General features: G+C 45.2%; 20 protein-coding genes. 8 read left to right on the top strand and 12 right to left on the bottom strand.

Annotated elements, in window-relative coordinates; genetic code table 11:
- Position 1 precedes the first annotated feature (1 nt).
- The 5 genes from I3248_RS00615 to I3248_RS00595 all read right to left on the bottom strand — a co-directional run bounded on the left by I3248_RS00615 (position 2) and on the right by I3248_RS00595 (position 5,010).
- A complete protein-coding gene (locus tag I3248_RS00615) occupies positions 2 to 664 on the bottom strand; it encodes a trimeric intracellular cation channel family protein (RefSeq protein ID WP_238062165.1) in 663 nt (220 codons plus the stop codon).
- 25 nt (positions 665 to 689) lie between these two features.
- Complete coding sequence (locus I3248_RS00610) at positions 690 to 1,325, bottom strand: trimeric intracellular cation channel family protein (RefSeq protein ID WP_025646378.1); 636 nt, start codon at positions 1,323 to 1,325, stop codon at positions 690 to 692.
- Positions 1,326 to 1,405: 80 nt separating this feature from the next.
- Positions 1,406 to 2,566 (bottom strand): multidrug resistance efflux transporter family protein, encoded by a 1,161-nt coding sequence (locus I3248_RS00605; protein WP_238062164.1) that lies wholly within the window; start codon positions 2,564 to 2,566, stop codon positions 1,406 to 1,408.
- Between the two features lie 496 nt (positions 2,567 to 3,062).
- A complete protein-coding gene (gene dapD, locus I3248_RS00600) occupies positions 3,063 to 3,884 on the bottom strand; it encodes a 2,3,4,5-tetrahydropyridine-2,6-dicarboxylate N-succinyltransferase (protein ID WP_238062163.1) in 822 nt (273 codons plus the stop codon).
- Between the two features lie 184 nt (positions 3,885 to 4,068).
- Positions 4,069 to 5,010 carry an alpha/beta fold hydrolase gene (locus tag I3248_RS00595; RefSeq protein ID WP_238062179.1) on the bottom strand — a complete coding sequence of 314 codons (942 nt, stop codon included), beginning with the start codon at positions 5,008 to 5,010 and terminating at the stop codon, positions 4,069 to 4,071.
- Positions 5,011 to 5,237: 227 nt separating this feature from the next.
- On the opposite strand from I3248_RS00595, the gene I3248_RS00590 reads away from it, so the two are divergent.
- From I3248_RS00590 to I3248_RS00570, 5 genes are all read left to right on the top strand, one after another.
- Positions 5,238 to 6,440, top strand: a complete 1,203-nt coding sequence (locus tag I3248_RS00590; protein ID WP_238062162.1) for an FAD-dependent oxidoreductase — start codon at positions 5,238 to 5,240, stop codon at positions 6,438 to 6,440.
- Positions 6,441 to 6,676: 236 nt separating this feature from the next.
- Positions 6,677 to 7,654, top strand: coding sequence for an arsenosugar biosynthesis radical SAM (seleno)protein ArsS (gene arsS / locus I3248_RS00585; RefSeq protein WP_238062161.1), 978 nt, complete (start codon positions 6,677 to 6,679; stop codon positions 7,652 to 7,654).
- Positions 7,655 to 7,711: 57 nt separating this feature from the next.
- Positions 7,712 to 8,533, top strand: a complete 822-nt coding sequence (locus I3248_RS00580) for a DUF547 domain-containing protein (protein ID WP_238062160.1) — start codon at positions 7,712 to 7,714, stop codon at positions 8,531 to 8,533.
- Between the two features lie 9 nt (positions 8,534 to 8,542).
- Complete coding sequence (locus tag I3248_RS00575; protein WP_238062159.1) at positions 8,543 to 9,253, top strand: TIGR04283 family arsenosugar biosynthesis glycosyltransferase; 711 nt, start codon at positions 8,543 to 8,545, stop codon at positions 9,251 to 9,253.
- Between the two features lie 84 nt (positions 9,254 to 9,337).
- Positions 9,338 to 9,976 (top strand): TIGR04282 family arsenosugar biosynthesis glycosyltransferase, encoded by a 639-nt coding sequence (locus I3248_RS00570; protein ID WP_201601171.1) that lies wholly within the window; start codon positions 9,338 to 9,340, stop codon positions 9,974 to 9,976.
- A gap of 66 nt (positions 9,977 to 10,042) precedes the next feature.
- Here I3248_RS00570 and mtnP read toward each other — a convergent pair whose 3' ends face one another.
- From mtnP to I3248_RS00550, 4 genes are all read right to left on the bottom strand, one after another.
- Entirely contained in the window at positions 10,043 to 10,939 is an 897-nt protein-coding gene (mtnP, locus tag I3248_RS00565) for an S-methyl-5'-thioadenosine phosphorylase (RefSeq protein ID WP_238062158.1), read from the bottom strand.
- Positions 10,940 to 11,050: 111 nt separating this feature from the next.
- A complete protein-coding gene (locus I3248_RS00560; RefSeq protein ID WP_238062157.1) occupies positions 11,051 to 11,524 on the bottom strand; it encodes a GFA family protein in 474 nt (157 codons plus the stop codon).
- A 182-nt stretch (positions 11,525 to 11,706) separates the two neighbouring features.
- Positions 11,707 to 12,750 (bottom strand): lipoyl synthase, encoded by a 1,044-nt coding sequence (lipA, locus tag I3248_RS00555; RefSeq protein WP_238062156.1) that lies wholly within the window; start codon positions 12,748 to 12,750, stop codon positions 11,707 to 11,709.
- A 117-nt stretch (positions 12,751 to 12,867) separates the two neighbouring features.
- On the bottom strand, positions 12,868 to 13,287 hold the full coding sequence (locus tag I3248_RS00550; protein ID WP_238062155.1) for a carboxymuconolactone decarboxylase family protein: 420 nt from the start codon (positions 13,285 to 13,287) through the stop codon (positions 12,868 to 12,870).
- A 391-nt stretch (positions 13,288 to 13,678) separates the two neighbouring features.
- On the opposite strand from I3248_RS00550, the gene acnB reads away from it, so the two are divergent.
- Together acnB and I3248_RS00540 are read left to right on the top strand one after the other, a co-directional pair.
- Complete coding sequence (gene acnB / locus I3248_RS00545) at positions 13,679 to 16,282, top strand: bifunctional aconitate hydratase 2/2-methylisocitrate dehydratase (protein ID WP_238062154.1); 2,604 nt, start codon at positions 13,679 to 13,681, stop codon at positions 16,280 to 16,282.
- A gap of 218 nt (positions 16,283 to 16,500) precedes the next feature.
- Positions 16,501 to 16,947: a PACE efflux transporter gene (locus I3248_RS00540; RefSeq protein ID WP_238062153.1), complete on the top strand. Its 447-nt coding sequence runs from the start codon at positions 16,501 to 16,503 to the stop codon at positions 16,945 to 16,947.
- A 238-nt stretch (positions 16,948 to 17,185) separates the two neighbouring features.
- On the opposite strand, the gene I3248_RS00535 is transcribed toward I3248_RS00540, so the two are convergent.
- Positions 17,186 to 17,983: an enoyl-CoA hydratase-related protein gene (locus I3248_RS00535; RefSeq protein ID WP_238062152.1), complete on the bottom strand. Its 798-nt coding sequence runs from the start codon at positions 17,981 to 17,983 to the stop codon at positions 17,186 to 17,188.
- A 329-nt stretch (positions 17,984 to 18,312) separates the two neighbouring features.
- Between I3248_RS00535 and I3248_RS00530 the strand changes: the two genes are divergently transcribed.
- Positions 18,313 to 19,134 (top strand): alpha/beta fold hydrolase, encoded by an 822-nt coding sequence (locus tag I3248_RS00530; RefSeq protein WP_238062151.1) that lies wholly within the window; start codon positions 18,313 to 18,315, stop codon positions 19,132 to 19,134.
- Positions 19,135 to 19,166: 32 nt separating this feature from the next.
- Here I3248_RS00530 and I3248_RS00525 read toward each other — a convergent pair whose 3' ends face one another.
- Entirely contained in the window at positions 19,167 to 20,231 is a 1,065-nt protein-coding gene (locus I3248_RS00525; protein ID WP_238062150.1) for an HpcH/HpaI aldolase/citrate lyase family protein, read from the bottom strand.
- 86 nt (positions 20,232 to 20,317) lie between these two features.
- Complete coding sequence (locus I3248_RS00520; protein WP_238062149.1) at positions 20,318 to 21,481, bottom strand: cysteine protease StiP domain-containing protein; 1,164 nt, start codon at positions 21,479 to 21,481, stop codon at positions 20,318 to 20,320.
- Positions 21,482 to 21,486 lie beyond the last annotated feature (5 nt).

Raw genomic sequence — 21,486 nt, 5'->3', positions numbered from 1 at the left:
TCTAACGCCGCCATTCTAAGGATGGGAACTGCCAATCGTAGCGAATAGCCAACATACGAATGCTAAAGATAGCACTCATAGTACAGATATCTGCAACCCAAACTGCTACCCCCAAATTGTACAAAGCGAAGTACAAAATACCGCCAGCTAAAGCGGCACTGATATAGATCTCTTGTTGTAGTACCAGCGGAATCTCATTACAGATCATATCGCGAATGATGCCACCGACAATGATCGTAATAACACCTAATAGCAAGGCTACGGGCACATTAGCGCCCATGCTATCGGCAACTTTGATACCGATTAGCGTAAAAGCTGATAGCCCAATGGTATCAGTGAGTTTTAAAAACTTATCAACCCGCCTTGAGTTGGGATGAAAAAATATCTGCGTCGTTATAGAAGCTATGGTAATGACTGTCAGATAGCTCATATCAATCATCCAAAATAGTGGATGTCTATCTAAGATCACATCTCGCACGGTACCACCGCCAATCGCTGTGACAATTGAGACCAATAAACAGCCAAATACATCGAAGTTTTTGTGCTTGGCCAAAATCGTTCCAGAAACACTGCACGCAACGATACCTATCATATCGAATAAATATAATAACGAACGCGGGTTAAAAGTAGTGATTAAGGTTGTATCTAAAGCAATGTTTAACATAAGCGCGGCTAAGTGGTTATTAGTATCAATCAACGAGACGAATGGAAGGCAGATGCCAGTCAAACTTTACTGCTAACATACGTACGGCAAAGATAACACCGAGCATAATAAACTCGTTAAGCCCAGGGTTTAGGCCTAAATAGTCGAGCAATAGATAAGTCACGGAACCTGCGATACTCGCGGTGATATAGATCTCTCTTTGCAGCACAAGCGGTATCTCATTGCAGATAATATCGCGTAGTAAGCCACCAATAATAGCCGTCCAAACGCCCATCATAATGGCAATCAGAGGCGACATATCTTGATGAAGAGCGACCTTAAAGCCAATGACGCTAAAGGCGGCAAGCCCTATTGCATCAAAGAACCTCAGCGCATTGTCGATTTTATGATACAGATGAAAAAACACTTGTAGGGTAAGGGAGGTTGCGGTGATGACGATGACATAATTGAGATCGGTCATCCAAAATAGCGGGTGGCGATCCAAAGCCATATCGCGCAAAGTTCCGCCGCCAATCGCATTCACCATAGAGACTAAGATACAACCGGCGATATCAAAGCCTTTATGCTGAGCCAGCAAGGTGCCGGCGATAGCGCAAGCAATCACCCCAACCATATCTAGCAGATATAATAAAATATCAGGAAAAATCAAGTCATTAACCATTGTTATGTTTTTCCATGCTGACGGCTCTTTATGGTAGATAGTTAATTATATTCAATAATAAATAAAAGCTTGCTTTGTGTTTAACCGTCTTTAGCAAAAAATATCAGCCCGATAATGATCAAACCAATACCGAGCAAACCCATCGCTGAAGGTACCGAGTTACCCAGTAATAATATCCCACCGATAAGGGCAAAAATCACCTCACTGGCTTGGGTGGCATCGACGCCAGCCACTTCGCTTGAGGTCACCGCCTGACCGCGCGCGTACAAAAATATAGTAGTAGCCGCCACCCCGGCCAACAAAGCCACCAGCAATGTATTGAACACTTGTGTGCTATCGGGCAGCTCGGGTCGCACTATCATGCCCAAAAGCAGCCAAAATGGCAAACTCCCTACAGTCATTAGCCAAACTTTGTTAAAGGCATTGTGTAGTAAGGTAGTCTCAATCGAGGGAATACGATGGATCAGAGTTTGCAGTAGTGACGGCGCAGGTGCGGCGGCAGGCAGAGCATTTAGAGCGGTGCTGGTGGTATTAGTGTCATATAAAGTAGGCGGCAGATCATAAGCTTCAGAGATGAGTGGCTCGTCATGGGGGTCGGCAGTGCCAGATACGGCGTGCGACTGATCTGCCAAGTCAGCGGGTAACGCTGGCGTGCGGGAGTTATGAGTGACTTGCCAGACCAACTGATTGCCAATCGGATAGCTAAAGGCGGCAATAAGGGCGGGCAGTGCGCCATAGAGCAGCATCTGTGCTATAGGGACGGCATGGGCAATATCAGTGTCGGCAAGTGCAGCGGCGTGCAAGCCCTCACTGACATTGACCATCACCACGCCAACAAACACCAAAAGGGCATAAAGGATGAGTTTTTTATCAAAACGCTGGCCAAAGACCATCAGCACCAATAAGCTGGTAACGACGGTAAACATAAAGGTCGCCGCGACCACCCAACCTGCCACATGATCGGCGGCATAGCAGATACCTGCATAAAACAGCCCAAAGCCAATACTGCCTGTGAGGCACCAAAAAACCCAGTGCTGACAAAAGACCGCTGTCAAAGCTTTGAGGTGCCCCATCCCTTGCTGAAACAAGATGATGCCGGTGATTATCAGCCACATAAAGACATAGCGCAGACTCGCCGACCAAAACCAGTGGCCGCCTGCCGCGCTCATCATCTCATTTAAAATAAATGTCGAGCTAAAAAACGCCCCTGCCAATAAGCCCAGTAGTATTAGCTTGATCATCTTTGTGCCCTTATCCTTATTTCCGTGTCGTGTGAGCGATTTATACCGTTTTTCTTGTGCCCTTGATACAGCTATTTAGCTGTTTATGATAACGCCGAGGCAATAAGCTTGTGCAAAAAGTCAGGTCGTAGGTGCGGCCGCTTTATACGAGGATAGCGCAAAAAATCACGGTGAATTATAACGTAACCAATGATATTACGCTGCGGCTAATACATAAAAAATTAAAATATAAAAAAAGATGCTGAAGCCATGCTCCAGCATCTGTATATAAAGTTATTTTACTAGGGCGTGTCCTCATTTTAAAAATGGTGATAAAAATGAGATAAATCGCAGTCAAACAAGGAAGATATCGCAAGTAATATCGAGATATTAGTCAGCTATTTGACACCGTTTGGCCAGATTTAGCCATTTTTAGCCCATTTAGATGGCTATCGATTGAATTGAGGACACGCCCTAAAAACGGTTTGGTACAAAAATCAACGTATACGCGAGCAGATTAGTCTAAGCGTAGCAGCTCATTAACCGCTGTTTTTGCACGCGTTTGCGCATCAACTTTTTTTACGATGATGGCGGCATATAGGCTATGGCTACCGTCTTTTGATGGCAAGCTGCCTGGAACGACGACCGAACCTGCAGGGACACGGCCGCGATGAATCTCGCCCGTTTCGCGGTCATAAATGCGTGTAGATTGACCGATATAGACGCCCATAGAGATGACTGCGCCTTCCTCAACGATAACGCCTTCGACGATCTCAGAGCGCGCACCAATGAAGCAGTTGTCTTCGATAATAGTCGGGTTGGCTTGTAGCGGCTCAAGCACACCGCCGATACCGACGCCGCCTGAGAGATGCACGTTTTTGCCGATTTGCGCGCAAGAGCCAACGGTCGCCCACGTATCGACCATCGCGCCTTGATCAACATAAGCGCCAATGTTGACGTATGATGGCATCAGTACCGCGCCTGCTGCGATATAAGAGCCTTTACGAGCGACTGCTGGTGGCACGACGCGTACGCCTGCTTCTTTAAACTGCGCCTCACTCCAATCAGCAAATTTGGTCGGTACTTTGTCATAGAACTGCACATGCTCGCCGGCAGCTTGCACATAATTGTCATTGAGACGGAACGAGAGTAGCACTGCTTTTTTGGCCCACTGATTAACGACCCATTCGCCGTCCTTTTTTTCCGCAACGCGCAAGCTGCCATTGTCTAATTGCTCAAGCACTTGCTCGATAGCATCACGGACATCTTGTGGCATATTGGCTGGGCTGTACTCGTTACGATTTTCAAAAGCTTGTTCGATGGTTTGTTGTAATGACATAAAAATTCCTAAAAGTTAATATTCAAAGTACGATAAAGACAGAGCTATCACTTGCTGCTGGTATTGTCGCCAATTTTATAGGTTTTAGCAAATCACAGGCTTTTAGGCAGCTCAATTTGGCAATGACACTTCAGACAGATTCGCTCGATTGCATAGTGACTCTATAGCTTGAGAGTAGTTGCTGCTATACAGTGTTGATATGACTATTTATCCAGTCCAAGATGTCTTGATAAACCCTCTGTTTTTCAAGTTCGTGTAGTGGCTCGTGACGCATATGCGGATATAGCTTGACGTCCACCTCACTAAAGCTTTGCTCATTTAAGCGGTTGACCACTTTGCGTACGCCTTTGCTCATATTACCCACAGGGTCATTTTGTCCGCTGATAAACAGCATCGGAAAGTCTTTATTAATAGTCGCGGCCCAGTTTTTGTTTAGACCAGATTCCATTAAGTTAAATAGTGTTAAATAACCATTATTAGTAAAGTCAAAACCGGTTAGAGGATCGGCTTCATACGCTTCGATACTGGCTTGGTTTTCGGTGAGCCAAGCAAACTGTGAAGAAGAAATACGATTATTCAGCTTACTATTAAAGATTTTATTCATAATATTAGCAAACACGGCATTTGGCTTTTTGGGAGCGATTTTGGCGAGCGCTTTATTGATAGGTAAAATAACCTTGGCTAAAGGATCAGCATCAGCGCTACCCATCAAGATCGCACCAGCAAAACTGTGTGCATGATGCTTCATCACCGTACGAACAATAAACGAGCCCATCGAATGCCCCATAATAAAGTGCGGCACGTCCGGATGCTTCGCTTTTAGGCTATCGGCCATGATAATCACATCTTTTAGCAACGACTGCACTGGGTGCTCTTCACCGAAGAAGCCAAACTCACTCTCTGACTTGACCGTTTTACCATGACCGAGCTGATCATAAGTGGCAACAGCGATACCGTGATCTGCTAAGAACTGCGCAAAATCGCTATAACGACCACTGTGCTCCGCCATGCCATGAACGATTAGTAGGGTGGCGGTTATATCTACCGAGCTGTCTTTTGGCGTAAAGAAAGTATGATGCAAATAATGGCTGGTATTCGATGAAGTAATTTGCTCAGTATTGCTCATAGCAGTATTCATATAAGGGTCCTTGATAAGTTGAATAGTTAATATACAGCCTGTTTATAATATTACGGCCTATTGCGCGCTTGCATTGGCCTTAGCGCGATCATATATCGTTTGGCCTTATTAATGGTCAAACATTTTATCCATCCTACAATAGACTGACTTAAAATTATATTAACTTATGTTTTAATCTTAGCGATATTTTCTAATCATCCATAAAAGCCTAAGTTATGAAAAAGCTATTCCCTAAAAAACAGCGCCCGAACAAAAAACTACTGCTCGCTGGAGCAGGGCACGCCCATATAGGTTGGCTACGTAGGCTTGCCCGTAAGCGTTTAGATAATCTTCAGGAGGTAGAAGTAAGCGTGATTACTGAGCATCCGCAGACGATTTATTCTGGTATGTTACCGGGCTGGATGGCTTCTCATTATAAGCGTAGTGAGATCAGTATCGATATCGCTGCGCTGTGCAGACGTGCTGGCGTGACGCTAATACAGCGACCTATCATCGCGGTCGATGCGGATACTCAAACGGTTATTACTTTTAAAGACGCTAAAAACGCTAAAGACGAACGTTTTGATTACGAGCTGCTGTCGCTCAATACAGGCGCAGATACTGATATGACTTGGCTTAATACAGACGGCCTAGTTAATGAAGACTTAATAGATAAAGATTTGGCAGATAAAAATCTAAAGAATACCGTAATTCCCGTAAGGCCTATATTCAATTTCGTCGAGCAGTGGCAGCAGATCCTTAAGCAAGCTGAGCAAGTGAGTGATTATAAAGTTGCAGTAGTCGGAGCAGGCGCTGCAGCAACGGAGCTGGTGATGGCCGCGCAGTTTGCTTTGCAGCAAATTAATCCTAGTCATCAAGCTTATTTGGTTTGCGGTGAGCAGCTGCTATCAGGCTTTGATGCAGGCTTTCGCTCTCGCGTCATCAAGCAATTACAGCGCCGTAATATTGAGATTATCTACGAGCGCACCAAAGGTTTAGCTGGTGGTAAATTAGCGACCTTTAAGCAAACGCTAGCGGCCGATGCGACTATTGCGGCTACTGGGGTGATGGGTTCGGCGTGGGCCGCGCAGACTAACCTTGAGACGGTAGATAAGGGCTTTATTGCGGTCAATGATAAGCAGCAAAGCATTTCGCATGATAATGTCTTTGCCGTAGGCGATGTGGCGTCACGCGTGGATCGAGAGATGGCACATTCTGGGGTGCATGCAGTATTTGGCGGCAAAGTGGAAGCGGATAACTTACTGGCTTATTTAGTAGGAGATAAGTTAAAAAGCTATCGACCCAAAAACCGCACTTTGTATTTGCTCGCTTGCGGTGACAAGTACGCAATCGGCAGTTGGGGCAATTTCAGCGCGCAGGGATGCTGGATTTGGTATCTTAAGCGCTATATCGACAAGCGTTTTGTCAACGCAAAATAAGTAGAGGCTGCACGAACCGCATTAAAGATATTAATTTATAAAACAATAGCTTAGTACTATTGATTATTTAGTTACACTGACTACCACTGCGCGTCACAATAGAATAATTAAACAGTGTAATAATAAATGAGTTAACACTCAAAAAAGCTATTCATCTTTAAGGTTTTCCTATATTCTGCTTGTATACGCAGTAAATACCAAAGATTAAAACCATTATCATCCAAAGGTCATACGCTATGAAATCCACTATTGAATTGCTTGAACATACGGATTTTCCTACTATTAAACGCCGTAAATTAACCACGCTGCAAGTCAATCTAGGGTACCTGTGCAATATGTCCTGCGTGCATTGTCATGTGGCAGCAAGCCCTTATCGTACTGAGATGATGTCGCGCGAGTTGGTTGAGCTGATTTTAAAAGTACTGCAAGCGCAAAATATCGATACACTTGATTTGACCGGCGGCGCACCCGAGATGCATGACGATTTTAAATACTTAGTCGTCGAGGCTCGCAAACTTGGCGTTAAAGTCATTGATCGCTGTAATTTGACGATCTTGATGGAAGAAGGTTTTGAGGATACGGCGCAGTTCTTAGCGGATAATGGCGTCGAAGTGGTCGCCTCACTGCCGTGTTATTCACTTGAGAACGTCGATAAACAGCGCGGCAAAGGCGCGTTTGACGACAGTATTTTAGGGCTACATAAGCTTAATGCTTTGGGTTATGGACGTGCAGATACAGGTCTGACTTTAAATCTAGTATATAACCCACAAGGCGCGACCTTACCACCCAATCAGCAGATGCTAGAGGCGGACTATAAACGTGAATTAAAAGAGCACTTTAATATAGAGTTTAATCAGCTCTTTGCGTTGACCAATATGCCGATTCAACGTTTTGGCGCCGTCCTTCTTGCCAAAAACGAGTTCCATCCTTATATGGATCTGCTCAAAGATAACTATGATGCGGGGAATCTTAAAGAGGTGATGTGCCGCTCGACTATTAGTGTTAATTGGCTCGGCGAGCTGTTCGATTGTGATTTTAATCAACAGCTTGAGATGCCTGTACACAATAAATCGCGCCAGCATTTGCGCGATCTGCTCACCCAAAATCCTACTGGTGACGATATCGCTATCGGTGACCATTGTTACGGCTGCACAGCAGGGCAAGGTAGTAGCTGCGGCGGCGCTTTAGAAGACGAAAAAGTAAGTGCGACTTAGAGCTAGTTCTAAGCATTTTGATTTAAAAAACTTATCAGCATTAACGGAGCTCATCTCATGCTTATAACTAAAACTCCATTTTCTAAAGCTTTAACGACAAAAGCCCTTATTGCCGCAAGCCTTATGCTATCAAGCGCTGCCTATGCTGATTTTAACCACAGCACTTGGGACAGTTTACTAAACAAAAACGTCAACATGACCAACGGGGGCAAAGCATCTGTCGTTAATTACAACGGCATGAAAGCGGACCAAAGCAAGCTTGATGGCTATTTGGCAGCGACGGCTAAGGTCAGTCGGTCTGAGTTTAACCGCTGGAGCAAAGATGAGCAATTGGCGTTTTTAATCAACGTCTATAATGCGGGTACTGTGGATTTAGTGCTGACTAAGTACCCTAATATAAAGTCGATTAAGGATATCGGCGGTATATTTAGCTCGCCTTGGAAACAAGACTTTGTCAACGTACTGGGTAAAAAGCGCTCGCTTGATGATATCGAACACAACCTGATTCGCGGCTCTGGGCGCTATAATGAGCCGCGTATTCACTTTGCGGTGAACTGTGCCAGCATTGGTTGTCCTGCATTGTTGGATGATGCTTACACAGGCAGTAAACTCGATAAACAATTAGAGCAAGTCACCCGCAATTTCCTCGCCGATAGTAGTCGTAACCGTCTCAAGGGCAGCACGCTTGAGATCTCGCCAATATTTAAGTGGTATAAAGAGGACTTTGAGAGTAATTGGCGCGGCACCAGAGATTTAGAAGGGTTTTTGGCGCGTTATAGCTCACCGCTCGGTCTTAATAAATCACAAACTGCGGATTTAAAAAGCGGCAAGACTAAGATCAGTTATACCAATTATAATTGGAATTTGAACAAGAAGTAGTGAGATAGCATGTCCACGGTTTCTATTATAGTTCCTATACTCAATGAGGCAAATAATCTGCCTCATTTGTTTACTCATATCGCTGGGCTAAACCCATCACCGCAGCAAATTATCTTAGTTGATGGCGGTTCAAACGATGATTCCTTCGAATGGGCACAAAAGTTTATTGTAGATTTAAATAACAGTAATCAGTCAGCTATTAATTGGCAAGTGGTTAAGTCACAAGCAGGTCGTGCGCGGCAGATGAACAAAGGCGCGTCCTTAGCAACAAGCGACATACTACTATTTTTACACGCTGATACTGAGCTGCCCACTCACGCTGTTGCAGATATCCAAACCGCTATGCAAAAATCAGAGTGGGGGCGTTTTAACGTTAAGTTAAACAGTCGTCAGCCGATGCTTTGGGTGGTCAGCCATATGATAAACTTACGCTCACGACTCACAAGTATCGCTACTGGCGATCAAGCGATTTTTATTACCCGTAAGCTTTTTGAGCAAGTTGGCGGCTATCCTCAGCAAGCGCTGATGGAAGATGTTGAACTATGCAAATGCTTAAAAGGAATCTCTCAGCCTGCTTGTCTGAAAAGCAAAGTTATTACTTCGGCGAGGCGCTGGGAGCAGCATGGCACTTGCCGCACGATACTGCTGATGTGGCAGCTGCGTTTTGATTATTGGCGCGGCGTCTCGGCGGACAACATTAAAGCGCGTTATTATAAGTAATATAGATAAGCCTAAATCAGAATAATACAGCTATGCTAGCACTAGGTTTGTTGTATAGTGGATCAAATATAGAAAGTTTTTAATATGACTCAAGAACAAAATACCTGCATTATCCTATTCGCTAAATTCCCTGCTAAAGGCATGGCAAAAACCCGCTTGCAACCTGCGCTTGGCATTGATGGTGCAGCAAAAATGGCAAAGCAGCTATTACTACATAGCGTAGAGCAAGCGTTAGCAACGGGCTTTAGCGTTGAATTATGTGTCAGTCCCCCTCCTAATACTCCTTGCTGGCAAACGCTGAATCTACCAGAGTCATTGACATGGTCAGCACAAGCCGATGGTGATTTAGGAGAGCGTATGTACACGGCTAGTACGCAAGCTTTGGCAAAGTTTAAAAAGGTGTTGTTAATAGGAAGCGATTGTCCCAGTTTGACGGCGGCAGTGATTCAAGATGCCGCGCAGCAGTTAGACAACTTAAATAGCGTCATGATTCCTGCTTTTGATGGCGGTTACGTACTGCTTGGCTTTAGGCAAATAAACGCGCACCTATTTACCAATATGACGTGGAGCGTCAGTGATGTGGCAGCAGTGACTAAGCAGCGTATTAAAGATCTAAATTGGTCATTAGCTTCGCTACAACCTCTACCTGATATCGATGAGCCAGAGGATTTACAATATCTGCCTGCAGGTTGGCTTGATGGTTATGAGCTTAAGGATTATTAATTTATAATTATCACAAAAAAAAGCCATCAACTATTTGATGGCTTTTTTTTGTGATAGAGGTCGATATTACTTGGGCAATAACGCATTAAGCTTGGTCTTCGTTTCTTCACTCATCGCCTCAATAGGGGTGACTAACGCTTGCGCTAGCGCGGTATGAGCAATAGAGTCAGGCTGCTCGCTGGCAAGTAAAGCCACGGCTTGTTTGACCACTTGCTGCGCGTTATCGGCGTTTTTCATAAGGTTTTGAATCGCATAATCAGCGCTGACATCTTCCTCACTTGGATGCCATGAATCAAAATCTGTCACTAGCGCAAGCGTAGCATACGCCATGCTCGCTTCACGTGCAAGCTTAGCCTCTGGCATATTGGTCATGCCAATGATGTCAGCATTCATCTGTCGATACCAATTGGACTCAGCGCGAGTAGAAAATTGCGGCCCTTCGATACAGAGGTAAGTCGCGGTACTATGACATTGGCCTTCGCTAATATTTGCCTGACTATAAGCGCGCTTTAACACCCCACCAAGCGCCACACATAAAGGATCGGCCATTGCTACATGCGCCACCGCTCCCTCACTAAAAAAGGTACTGGCTCGCTGTTTGGTCATATCGATCATCTGATCTGGAATGACCATATCTAAAGGTTTGAGATGCTCTCGTAGTGAGCCTACCGCTGAGACTGAAATGACATAGCGTACGCCCAAAGTTTTTAGCGCATAGATATTAGCGCGGTAGGGAACTTCTGACGGGCTAAATCTGTGCCCTTGACCGTGGCGGGTCAAAAAAGCGACAGTTACGCCATTTAGCTCACCCATGACAATGTCATCAGATGGCTTACCATAAGGCGTTGAGATTGTTACCTGACGCTTATTGCTTAGCGCTTGCATCTGATATAAGCCGCTACCGCCGATAATGGCAATGTCGGCGGATAAATGAGCGGTGTCTTCTACTAAGGTTGAAATCATATCAGTCCCAGATGGAGGAGTTAAAAACGAGTCATTGTAATTATCAGTAACGCTTGTCTTTTAAGATAAAATAGCGCTTAAAATACTAAACCGAGCGGTTGACGATAACCATTAGCGTTTGGTAACTCTTTTATACAGCCCTTGAGCCAACTCCTTAACCACCATGCTTTGACTTTGTACAAAGCCTTCGTATTTAGGCAAGTTATCATCCACGTCTCTGATACGGCGATTATAAAATAGGTGCATAGCAGGCTCTGGCAAGGCCACTTTATCAGGATAATTATCAGTAGGGATTAATACCAGATTGCCGCCTACCGCCGTCTCTATACTAGGCTTATGACAACGCTTACACAGTCCGCGGCTGATATTAGGCGGCATTTTCCAACTACGAAAGCGGGTTTTATCAATCTCTAATTCGCTAAGGTCTGACTTTAGTAAAACCGTCACATCATTATAAGCTTTACCGGTATAGTCCTGACAAATCGTACAGTGACAAATAAAGCGAGCCATAGGAGTATGGTTGATGGTATAAGTATTGCTATAGCAGGAGCAAGAGCCTTCTTGCGGGGTGAAGTCGTCACTCATAAGGTAGTCCTTTTTTATAAAATTAGCGGTATGTATCTATGAAATTCATTAAGACAAAATATAGCATTTTCTGTATCCGGCAGTGTAGTGGCTTTAAGTAGAGTTGCTAAGGACTTATGCTAATCATTAGCATAAAAAAAGAGACCCAAGCAGGGTCTCCATTTTTTGTTATCAATCCATTCTTAACAGCCAAGCTTACCTTCCGCCTCAAGCGCCTTTTTACTACGGATGGGCGCCGGGCAATCTTCACCATAATACTGACGATCGGCAAAGTAGCTTGAGCGTACCATGGGACCGGCCCAAATACTAAAGAAGCCAATCTTTTTACCGTAATCCATATAGCGCTGAAACTCGTCCGGATGCACATAGCGATCGACAGGGGCATGATTTTTACTCGGCTGTAGATACTGACCGATGGTAATCATATCGACATCATGGGCTTTTAGGTCATCAAGTAGCGCATATACCTCTTCTTCGGTCTCGCCAAGACCAACCATAAAGCCGCATTTGGTCGCGATATCAGGACGGCGCTCTTTATAAATCTTGAGCAAGTCGAGCGAGTGCTGATAATCAGAACCTGGACGGAAGGCTTTATACAGGCGCGGAACCGTCTCGATATTATGGTTAAAGACATCAGGAGCTGTTTCGGTGAGTAAGTCTAAGGCAATATCCATACGGCCACGGAAATCAGGCACTAAGATTTCGATCAAACAGTTTGGGCTTAGCGCCCGTGATTCGTTGAGTACTTCGACAAAATGCTGCGCGCCGCCATCTTTTAAATCGTCGCGATCGACTGAGGTGATCACTGCATATTTGAGCTCAAGACCTTGAATAGTCTCGGCGGTATGACGCGGCTCATCTTTATCAAGCTCGTTCGGGCGACCATGACCGACATCACAAAACGGGCAACGACGCGTACAGATATCGCCCATAATCATAAAGGTGGCGGTGCCGTCACCAAAGCACTGCGCAAGATTCGGGCAAGCGGCTTCTTCACAAACAGTATAGAGCTTTTGTTCGCGTAGTTTGGCTTTGATACGCGCTACCTCAGCAGGTGAGGACATTTTTACTCGAATCCAATCCGGCTTTTGCTTAGTTTCAACCGTCGGGATTACTTTAATCGGGATGCGCGCGACTTTATCGTAGCCACGCAGCTTTTCACCTTGAATGGCTTTTTTGGGTTTTACTCTTGGCGCAGGAATATGGGTTTGTACGGCAGTAGTCATAATCAATGATCTCTTAACCCTTTATAGTATAAGGGTTTATGGAATTATCAGTATGCTTTATAGGTGTCTTTATTATAGCAGATATTGCGCTCAGGGTTTATTATTCAACCCTTTGTGCTATGGCTTTTTGTTTAAGTTATCAATATCTATACCCATCTCATTAAATACTTCGATAGCCGCGCGAAAAGCCTCTTGGGTAGCAGGCGCACCGCAGTAAGGCAGGCTGTGCATGAGTACCTCGCGAATCTCGGCGACAGTTGCGCCATTGTTAATCGCGCCTCTGATATGACCTTTTAGCTCATTTGGGCTCTTTTGCGCAATCAAAAATCCTAAGGTAACCAAGGAGCGATACTTACGCGGTAAGACGCTATCGTCTTGCCAAGTGGTGCCCCAAGCGTGCTCAATGATCCAATCTTGCAAGGGCTGAGTAAAGGCTGTAGCGGCATCGAATGAGCGCTTAACGTGAGCCTCGCCCATGACCTCAGTGCGCACTTTTAACCCTTTTTTATAGTTTGAGTGCTCATTGTTATTGCTCATTTTATTATCCTTAACTTTTAAAATTGAATCGGAACCGTTCGCCGAGTCGGTCTTGATATTATTTAATGTCATGATGCTATTTAATATAGAATCATGAGTTTAATATCGAACCATGAGTTAATATTGAATTGTTAGTTTTCGAGTGCATTGAACTTATATGTCTAATATTTACTCTAGTAGCTACTACTATTTTTATAATAAATATTGAATATGGCTTGATTCTACGCCTTTTGCAGCCTAAGCCATTAACTTTTTGAGCGTTTTAAGCTATCATTGCAGCACAAATATTTCAATGACCACATTCCCTTAATTATTTCCTATAGTGCATCGACGCAGGCAGTCATTCTGACTACTCACGCAATGTACTAGCCCAACTACGAGGACAATTATTGTGTTAGAAGCTTATCGTAAACATGTCGAAGAACGTGCTGAGCTAGGAACTGTACCGCTTCCACTAAATGAAAAACAGGTAGCCCAGTTGGTTGAGCTACTAAAAAACCCACCAGCGGGCGAAGAAGCGTTCTTAATGAACCTGCTAGAAAACCGTATTCCAGCTGGCGTTGACCAAGCCGCTTATGTAAAAGCTGCATTTTTGGCCGCTATCGTTAAAGGCGAGGCGAGCTCACCACTTATTGATAAGAAAAAAGCGGTTGAAATTCTAGGCACCATGCAAGGCGGCTACAACGTACAGCCATTAGTGGCAGCATTGGATGATGAAGAAGTTGCTCAAGATGCAGCTGAAGCACTTAAGAAAACTTTGCTCGTATTTGACGCGTTCAATGACGTGACTGAAAAAGCCGAAGCCGGTAACGACATCGCAAAAGAAGTGATTCAGTCTTGGGCTGACGCTGAGTGGTTTTTGAACCGTGACGAGGTACCAAAGAAATCGACTTATACAACCTTTAAAGTCACAGGCGAAACCAACACTGATGACTTATCTCCTGCGCAAGACGCGTGGAGCCGTCCTGATATTCCACTGCACTCGCTTGCCATGCACAAAAACTCTCGTGACGGCATTACTGCTGACGAAGAGGGCGTGCGCGGTCCAATGAACCTTATTGATGAGCTAAAAGAAAAAGGCCATCCGCTAGCGTACGTTGGTGACGTCGTCGGTACTGGCTCTAGCCGTAAGTCTGCGACCAACTCAGTGCTATGGCTGATGGGCGAAGATATTCCAAACGTACCAAACAAACGCGGCGGCGGTCTGGTACTGGGTAACAATATCGCTCCTATCTTCTTTAATACGATGGAAGATTCTGGCGCCTTGCCAATCGAAAAAGTAGCTGTCGATAAGCTAAACATGGGCGATGTGTTTGACATCTACCCACATGACGGCAAAATCACTAAGCATGACTCAGACGAGATCATCTCAGAGTTCAAACTAAACTCACCAACGCTACTTGACGAAGTGCGTGCTGGTGGCCGTATTCCATTGATCGTTGGTCGTGGTCTGACTAACCGTGCGCGTGAGTACATGGGTCTGGGTCATTCAGACGTATTCGCCAAGCCAGAAGAGCCAGCCGACACGGGTAAAGGCTTTACACTCGCGCAAAAAATGGTCGGTAAAGCTTGTGGTCTAGAAGGCGTACGTCCGGGCATGTACTGTGAGCCGAAGATGACGACTGTCGGCTCTCAAGATACCACAGGTCCGATGACTCGTGATGAGCTAAAAGACTTGGCATGTTTGGGCTTCCAAGCAGACCTCGTGATGCAGTCATTCTGTCACACTGCTGCTTATCCAAAGCCAGTCGACGTTGAGACTCAGCACACCCTACCTGACTTCATCATGAACCGCGGCGGCGTGAGCTTACGTCCAGGTGATGGTATCATTCACAGCTGGTTGAACCGTATGCTCCTTCCAGATACTGTGGGTACTGGTGGTGACTCGCACACGCGCTTCCCAATGGGTATCTCATTCCCAGCGGGTTCTGGTCTGGTAGCCTTTGCCGCCGCAACTGGTGTGATGCCACTGGATATGCCGGAATCTGTCCGTGTCCGCTTCGTCGGTGAGCGTCAGCCTGGTATCACCTTGCGTGATCTCGTGCACGCGATTCCTTATCAAGCGATCAAAGAAGGTTACTTGACGGTCGATAAAAAAGGCAAAATCAACGAGTTCAACGGTCGTATTCTTGAGATCGAAGGTCTAGAAGACCTAACTGCTGAGCAAGCGTTTGAGCTATCTGATGCCTCTGCTGAGCGTAGTGCTGCTGGTTGTACTATCACCTTATCTGAAGAGTCGGTAACTGAGTACCTAAACTCAAACATCACATTGCTTAAGTGGATGATCTCTGAAGGTTATGGCGACGCGCGTACCATCAGCCGCCGTATCGAGCAAATGCAAGACTGGCTGGCAAACCCAAGCCTGATGCGTGCTGATGCAGACGCTGAATATGCCATCGATATGACTATCGATATGAACGAGATCAAAGAGCCAATCCTTTGCTGCCCGAACGATCCAGACGATGCCAAGACTCTAGCAGATGTGGCTGGCGACACTATTGATGAAGTATTCATCGGTTCGTGCATGACCAACATCGGTCACTTCCGCGCGGCAGGTAAACTGCTACAAGACGTCCCAGCGGGTAGCCTGAAGACGCGTCTATGGATCGCACCACCAACTAAGATGGATGCCCGTCAGTTGATGGAAGAAGGTTATTACAACGTCTACGCACAAGCCGGCGCTCGTACTGAGATGCCAGGCTGCTCACTATGTATGGGTAACCAAGCACGTATCGCACCGAAGTCTACTGCGGTATCGACGTCGACTCGTAACTTCCCGAACCGTCTCGGTCAAGGCGCAAACGTTTATCTCGCGTCTGCAGAGCTTGCTGCAGTCGCTGCAGTACTCGGTAAACTGCCAACCAATGATGAATATCAGCAGTACGCTGGTATGCTCAACAGCATGGGTGAGGAAGTGTATCAGTACATGAACTTCGATCGTATGGAAGAGTACACTGAAGAAGCAGATAAAATTAACGTTGCTCAGTTGACTTAATCTTTGCTTTCAAGCTAATTAATAAGATAAAAATAAACCCCGTGTCAAAATGATGCGGGGTTTTTCGGTTTAAACACACTAGCTGATTTCTCTCACTATCTTCTGTATAATATAAGGGCAGGCGGAAACCGTGGCTCTGCACTTTTTTACTTTTTCTATCTCGGGACGGACCGAGACTTTAATTATGCACTTATCATTTAGGTGCTTTGGAGTCTTGGTTGATTACTTTATCCCCTCTCAAACGTCGCATCGTCTATGTGACTGTCTTTGAAATCATCGCGATTATCTCATCCACCTATATATTGATGATGCTCAGTGGTAGTGATGCCGCAGAGTCGTTACCAGTGGCAGTGATGGTGTCATTGGCGGCGGTGATTTGGAACTTTATATTTAACACTGCCTTTGAAGCTTGGGAGCAGCGTTGGCAAGTGGCTAAGCGCACGTTACTGATACGCAGCATTCATGCACTAGGTTTTGAGGGCGGCTTGGTATTGGTTTGCTTGCCAATTTATATGACTTGGTACGATGTCGGTTTGCTCAAAGCCTTTACGATGGAGGCGGCGTTACTGCTGTTTTTCTTGGTATACACTTTCATTTTTACTTTGATCTTTGACAAGGTTTTTACTCTATCGCATCAATATAAAAGCGCTTCTACTTTTCAATAAATCATACTGTATAAAATCATTGTGAAGCATCTTCTATTTATGAGAATTTAGAAGAGTAAAAGGCTACCTAATGGTAGCCTTTTTGGTTATATAGTCGAACCACTATTAAAGTGTTACGGCGTTAGACTCGTTTAGCCTACTACTGTAGTACTTGCACTCGTCTGCCTTGTACCACTTTTAATATTGATTGACTATATTAAAACTACTAAGGTGTAAAAAACAAACTAAACTAGACGTTTTACTTCCCTTTATAAATCGGCTTACGTTTCTCCATAAATGCCGTAATCCCTTCTTTAAAGTCGTCGGTCTGAGCCATGATGTTTTGTTGCTCGACCTCCATACCTAGCGCTTCGTTAAGTCCTGAAAACGCATGAATGTTGATCATATGCTTCATAGAGGCCAGCGCCTTACCCGGTAGTTGGCTTAAACGTGTGGCTAGGATGTTCACTTCATTGTCAAGTTCCTCGGCGCTGACCACTTTATTGACTAAGTCTAATCTTGCGACGTCATCGGCTTTAAGCTTATCACCAAGCATCACAAGCTCGGTCGTTTTCGCCGCGCCAACCAATTGATTGAGTAAATAAATACCGCCTGCGTCAGGGATTAGGCCGATATTGACAAAGGCTTGCACAAATTTGGCATTATAAGCTGCGATACGAAAGTCACAGGTCAGCGCTAAGTTCATACCTGCGCCCGCCACCGCGCCTTCTAATTTGGCAATGATAGGTTTGTGGATATTACGCAACTTTAGGCTGACCTCAGCAACTTCGCGCAGCATAAAATCAAGCTTAGCCACGAGCGCTTCTGACTCCATGCCATTTTCTAGCATCTCGCCGATATGACCACCACTAGAGAAGTTATTGCCGCCGCCTTGTAAGACGATCACGCGTACTTCATTATCTTGATCTGCCTTATCAAGCGCTTCCATAATCGCACCTTTCAACGGCGTACTAAAAGCGTTCAGGGTTTTGGGATCGTTCATAGTGATAGTGGCGATGTGGTTGGTTACTTGATAATCGACAAGCGCTTGTGACATAAGGGTCATCCTTGTAATCGTTAGGGGTTAAGTAAATCTAACTGACTGGCAATGAGCTAACCAATAGCTCAATGCCAGTTACTAATGCTACGGCTAATACTCAAGCTAATTACTATAGCAGGTTAGTGGGCGCTCTAAAATCTGATTTAGTGCACCTCTGCGCCATCTTTAGTAGTCGATACAAGCTACTATTTACAAATATCACTACTAAACTTAGGCGTTGTAAATTATGCTAATTATACGAAGTTAGACATAATGATATGCTCATTTGAACATTCGTATAGAGTTACGCATAGATTCAACAGTCACCACATAAACAAGGAAGAGTTATGCCAACGATTACAGTAAATAATGCCGACATTTATTATGAAGACAGCGCGCCCAATGATCATCAAAAGCCCGTAATTGTCTTCGCTCATGGGCTGCTTTGGAGCGGTAGAATGTACGACAAACAAGTCGAGCATTTTAAAAAGGACTATCGCTGTATTACCTTTGATTTTCGCGGACAAGGGCAGTCGCAGATTACCAAAGACGGCTATGATATGGATAATTTAACCAAAGACACCATTGGCTTACTTGACGCGCTAGATATCGATAAGTGTCATTTTGTTGGCTTATCTATGGGCGGGTTTGTGGCGCAGCGTATCGCGATACACCATCCTGAGCGCTTATTGTCGCTATCTTTGCTTGAGACTTCAGCGGATGCTGAGGATCCCAAAAACGTCCCTCAATACCGTAAATTAATGAAAGCGATTCGCTGGCTTGGTATGAAGCGGGTCAGTCAAAAGGTGATGCCGATTATGTTTGGCAGCACCTTTTTACAAGCCAAAGAGCGTAAGGCCGATCGCAAAGCATGGTTATCTATGCTGCAGAGTAATCGTAAAGGCGGCACGGTTAAGGCAACAACAGGCGTAATCGATCGCAAAGGAGTCTATGAGCAGTTAGGCAGTATCCAAACGCCGACTTTGATCATCGTCGGTGACGAAGATGCGGCAACCCCTTATGATAAGTCGGAGCGCATACACTTTGCTATCGATGGCTCTAAGCTTGCAGTGATTAAAGGTGCGGGTCATACCTCAACTGTTGAAGAGCCTGAGCAAGTCAATAGAGTATTAGGTGAGTTTTTGGATAAGATTGAAGGCTGGTATTAATCAGTAGGCTACCGCTTCTCAGTTAGAGCCAATTACAGCCGTGAGCTATACTCTGTATTGTTATTATTGATGGTGCCAAATACTTTTGCACGGTTAATAATCTCTGTCGCCCAAGCGCGGTGTGTGGCTGGCTCCAGCATAGTATTGTTATATTTAAATACGGCTTTGGCCTCGCTATGGAGTATCGCTTGCGCCTCATCTAAGGTGCTCGCCGGTACGCAATACGCTTGCTGTACTAAGGCAATTTGATTGGGATGAATGACGGTTTTACCCACCAAGCCTAAGCTGACATCGCGAGTCAACTCTTGCATAAATAGCGTAGGCTGGTCTAAGTACTCAAATACCGGCGCGGTCAAATAAAAGCCATGCGGTACAAAGCAGCCAAGCAGCTGATAAGCCAAAGTACCGATAGGAGTGTCATAGACGATACTGTTCTTAGGACGGCGCAGACGTAACGCGGCAAATAGGTCATTACCGCCGATACGCAAAGCAAAAACAGGCTGACTGAACGCTTCTTTAAAGCCAATGGCCAGCTCTTGATTATGATGCGGATTAAACAGCGCCGCTGTCTCCAAAGTCGGCATTAGCAGCTGGTCGGTGCTGAGGTTCTGACAAGCCATGCGCCAATTAGATAAGCTGCACATATCTACCTTTGGCATCACAAAACCATCGAGCAGTTCAATATGCTTATAATGTGCCAACTTTTGTAGCATCATCGGATTACGCGGACGCACAAACACTAAAGGACGCGTCGGCTGCTCTTGCTTATTGTTCTGAGGCGTCGAAGGGTCATTGATACTATCAATATGCGCCGCCCAAGTGTTGAGCAGCTCTTGCAGTCTTTGTAGTGATAGCTCCACATCATCATGGCTGACGGCGTCCTCAATACAAATAATAATACTATTAATCGTCGGTAATTTATCCCGCTTGATGACTTGCCAGATATCTTGCCGAGTCGCTGGCATATATAAGCTTGCGCCTAACTGATAAGGGTGATGAGTATGCGGCTTTAGCAAAGCGTGGCGCTCAGTGATGAGGTGCTCATAAGACTGCGTGTAATTATATAGGTTTGACTCATTATTAGAATTATCTGGCATAGTCGGTATCATAATTAGTTAAAGAGAGTATAAGGGGTAAGAGAAATCGCGGAAATACAAAGCGCTGAGGTGCTGACACGTTAAGCCTAGCTAATGCGCTTTTTGATAAGGGTAATCGCTTGATAAGGTAATATTTTAGCACCTAATATGCTGATTTCAATGTCTCTATCATGGCATAAGTGTCGTAATAATGTGGTGTCAGGATGATCGGCGCTCGCCAGTAAGATACGGTCAGGATCGCGGCGTAATATAGCGCGAGTCGCCTCGGCTATCGTCGGTTTGATGCGGTTGCGGTTATCGATATTGTATTCTTTGGCTATTTTATCGACAATGCTTTGGGTGCTATATCTAGGCTGCGCAAAGGTCGCTAAATGCTCAGGTGTTGTCGTTAAGAGGTGCCGCGCTGACTCAATATGCTCGATAAAGGCTAAGCTGTGATCGATAGCGACTAAGTTATCATAAAAAATAGCGCGATGTAGACCTGACTTTGGATCAGTATAAAGCGAGCGCGAGATCAATCCAGATACCGTACTGTTTAATAGTCCAGATGGTATCAGCCAGTCCTCCTCGCTCGCAGCTAACCAAGCGACGCCAGCGGGATCGGCAAGGGTAAGTAGCGGTATAACCCTCTCACCTTGATGAAAAATATTAGCAAAGTTGACGTGGTTATCATCATTAAATGGATTCAGGCTACGCGCTAGCTCTTGATAGATAGCGCCCTTGCCGGTCCAACCATCAACGAAAACGATAGGGCTATCAGGATGGTTGTCCAATATGAGCTGCAAGGCGACTGGATCAAGACCACGATCGCGAATGATACTCATGCCATAGTGTTTAGATTGCAAGGCATAAGCGCTATTGGTATTCGCTAAAGCGCGCTGTAATAGCACACCAATAGGCAGTCCGGCTCTGACTAAACTGACTAATATTAATGGGTTTTCGCTACTAACGGTTTGTTTAAAAGTCTGCTGTAAGGAGTAAGCCAAATTAGCAATATCGCTAGCCATGCGCGCTTTACCTTGCTCAAGCGCTTGCAGATATAGCTGCTCATGCTTAGCAGTTGGTGCTTGCTCTAAGGTGAGCATATCGGAGTAGTGCCGCTGCCCACTTTGGATCAGCGCTTCCTTTTTGCTGACCGGTACATCAGCGACCGCGTCTTTGTCAACGACATCTAGGAGCACCGTGACATCATCAGCTAAATAGCTGCCTGAGCCAAATCTCTGTAAGTCTTTTGTTCTAGCTTTCGTCATTGCAA

Source organism: Psychrobacter sp. Ps3 (genome assembly GCF_022129275.1).
In the GTDB taxonomy this organism is placed as follows: domain Bacteria; phylum Pseudomonadota; class Gammaproteobacteria; order Pseudomonadales; family Moraxellaceae; genus Psychrobacter; species Psychrobacter submarinus.
The sequence above is the reverse complement of the archived record's forward strand: the minus strand, read 5'-3'. Positions and strand labels throughout refer to the sequence as shown.

Excerpts from the sequence above, each read along its gene's own strand:
- I3248_RS00530 (WP_238062151.1), top strand. The coding sequence starts at position 18,313 with ATGCCAACGATTACAGTAAATAATGCCGACATTTATTATGAAGACAGC.
- I3248_RS00575 (WP_238062159.1), top strand. The coding sequence starts at position 8,543 with ATGTCCACGGTTTCTATTATAGTTCCTATACTCAATGAGGCAAATAAT.
- mtnP (WP_238062158.1), bottom strand. The coding sequence starts at position 10,939 with ATGATTTCAACCTTAGTAGAAGACACCGCTCATTTATCCGCCGACATT.
- I3248_RS00560 (WP_238062157.1), bottom strand. The coding sequence starts at position 11,524 with ATGAGTGACGACTTCACCCCGCAAGAAGGCTCTTGCTCCTGCTATAGC.
- arsS (WP_238062161.1), top strand. The coding sequence starts at position 6,677 with ATGAAATCCACTATTGAATTGCTTGAACATACGGATTTTCCTACTATT.
- I3248_RS00520 (WP_238062149.1), bottom strand. The coding sequence starts at position 21,481 with ATGACGAAAGCTAGAACAAAAGACTTACAGAGATTTGGCTCAGGCAGC.
- I3248_RS00605 (WP_238062164.1), bottom strand. The coding sequence starts at position 2,566 with ATGATCAAGCTAATACTACTGGGCTTATTGGCAGGGGCGTTTTTTAGC.
- I3248_RS00590 (WP_238062162.1), top strand. The coding sequence starts at position 5,238 with ATGAAAAAGCTATTCCCTAAAAAACAGCGCCCGAACAAAAAACTACTG.
- I3248_RS00550 (WP_238062155.1), bottom strand. The coding sequence starts at position 13,287 with ATGAGCAATAACAATGAGCACTCAAACTATAAAAAAGGGTTAAAAGTG.
- I3248_RS00525 (WP_238062150.1), bottom strand. The coding sequence starts at position 20,231 with ATGCCAGATAATTCTAATAATGAGTCAAACCTATATAATTACACGCAG.
- I3248_RS00570 (WP_201601171.1), top strand. The coding sequence starts at position 9,338 with ATGACTCAAGAACAAAATACCTGCATTATCCTATTCGCTAAATTCCCT.
- I3248_RS00615 (WP_238062165.1), bottom strand. The coding sequence starts at position 664 with ATGTTAAACATTGCTTTAGATACAACCTTAATCACTACTTTTAACCCG.
- I3248_RS00535 (WP_238062152.1), bottom strand. The coding sequence starts at position 17,983 with ATGTCACAAGCGCTTGTCGATTATCAAGTAACCAACCACATCGCCACT.
- I3248_RS00595 (WP_238062179.1), bottom strand. The coding sequence starts at position 5,010 with ATGAGCAATACTGAGCAAATTACTTCATCGAATACCAGCCATTATTTG.
- dapD (WP_238062163.1), bottom strand. The coding sequence starts at position 3,884 with ATGTCATTACAACAAACCATCGAACAAGCTTTTGAAAATCGTAACGAG.
- I3248_RS00610 (WP_025646378.1), bottom strand. The coding sequence starts at position 1,325 with ATGGTTAATGACTTGATTTTTCCTGATATTTTATTATATCTGCTAGAT.
- lipA (WP_238062156.1), bottom strand. The coding sequence starts at position 12,750 with ATGACTACTGCCGTACAAACCCATATTCCTGCGCCAAGAGTAAAACCC.
- I3248_RS00580 (WP_238062160.1), top strand. The coding sequence starts at position 7,712 with ATGCTTATAACTAAAACTCCATTTTCTAAAGCTTTAACGACAAAAGCC.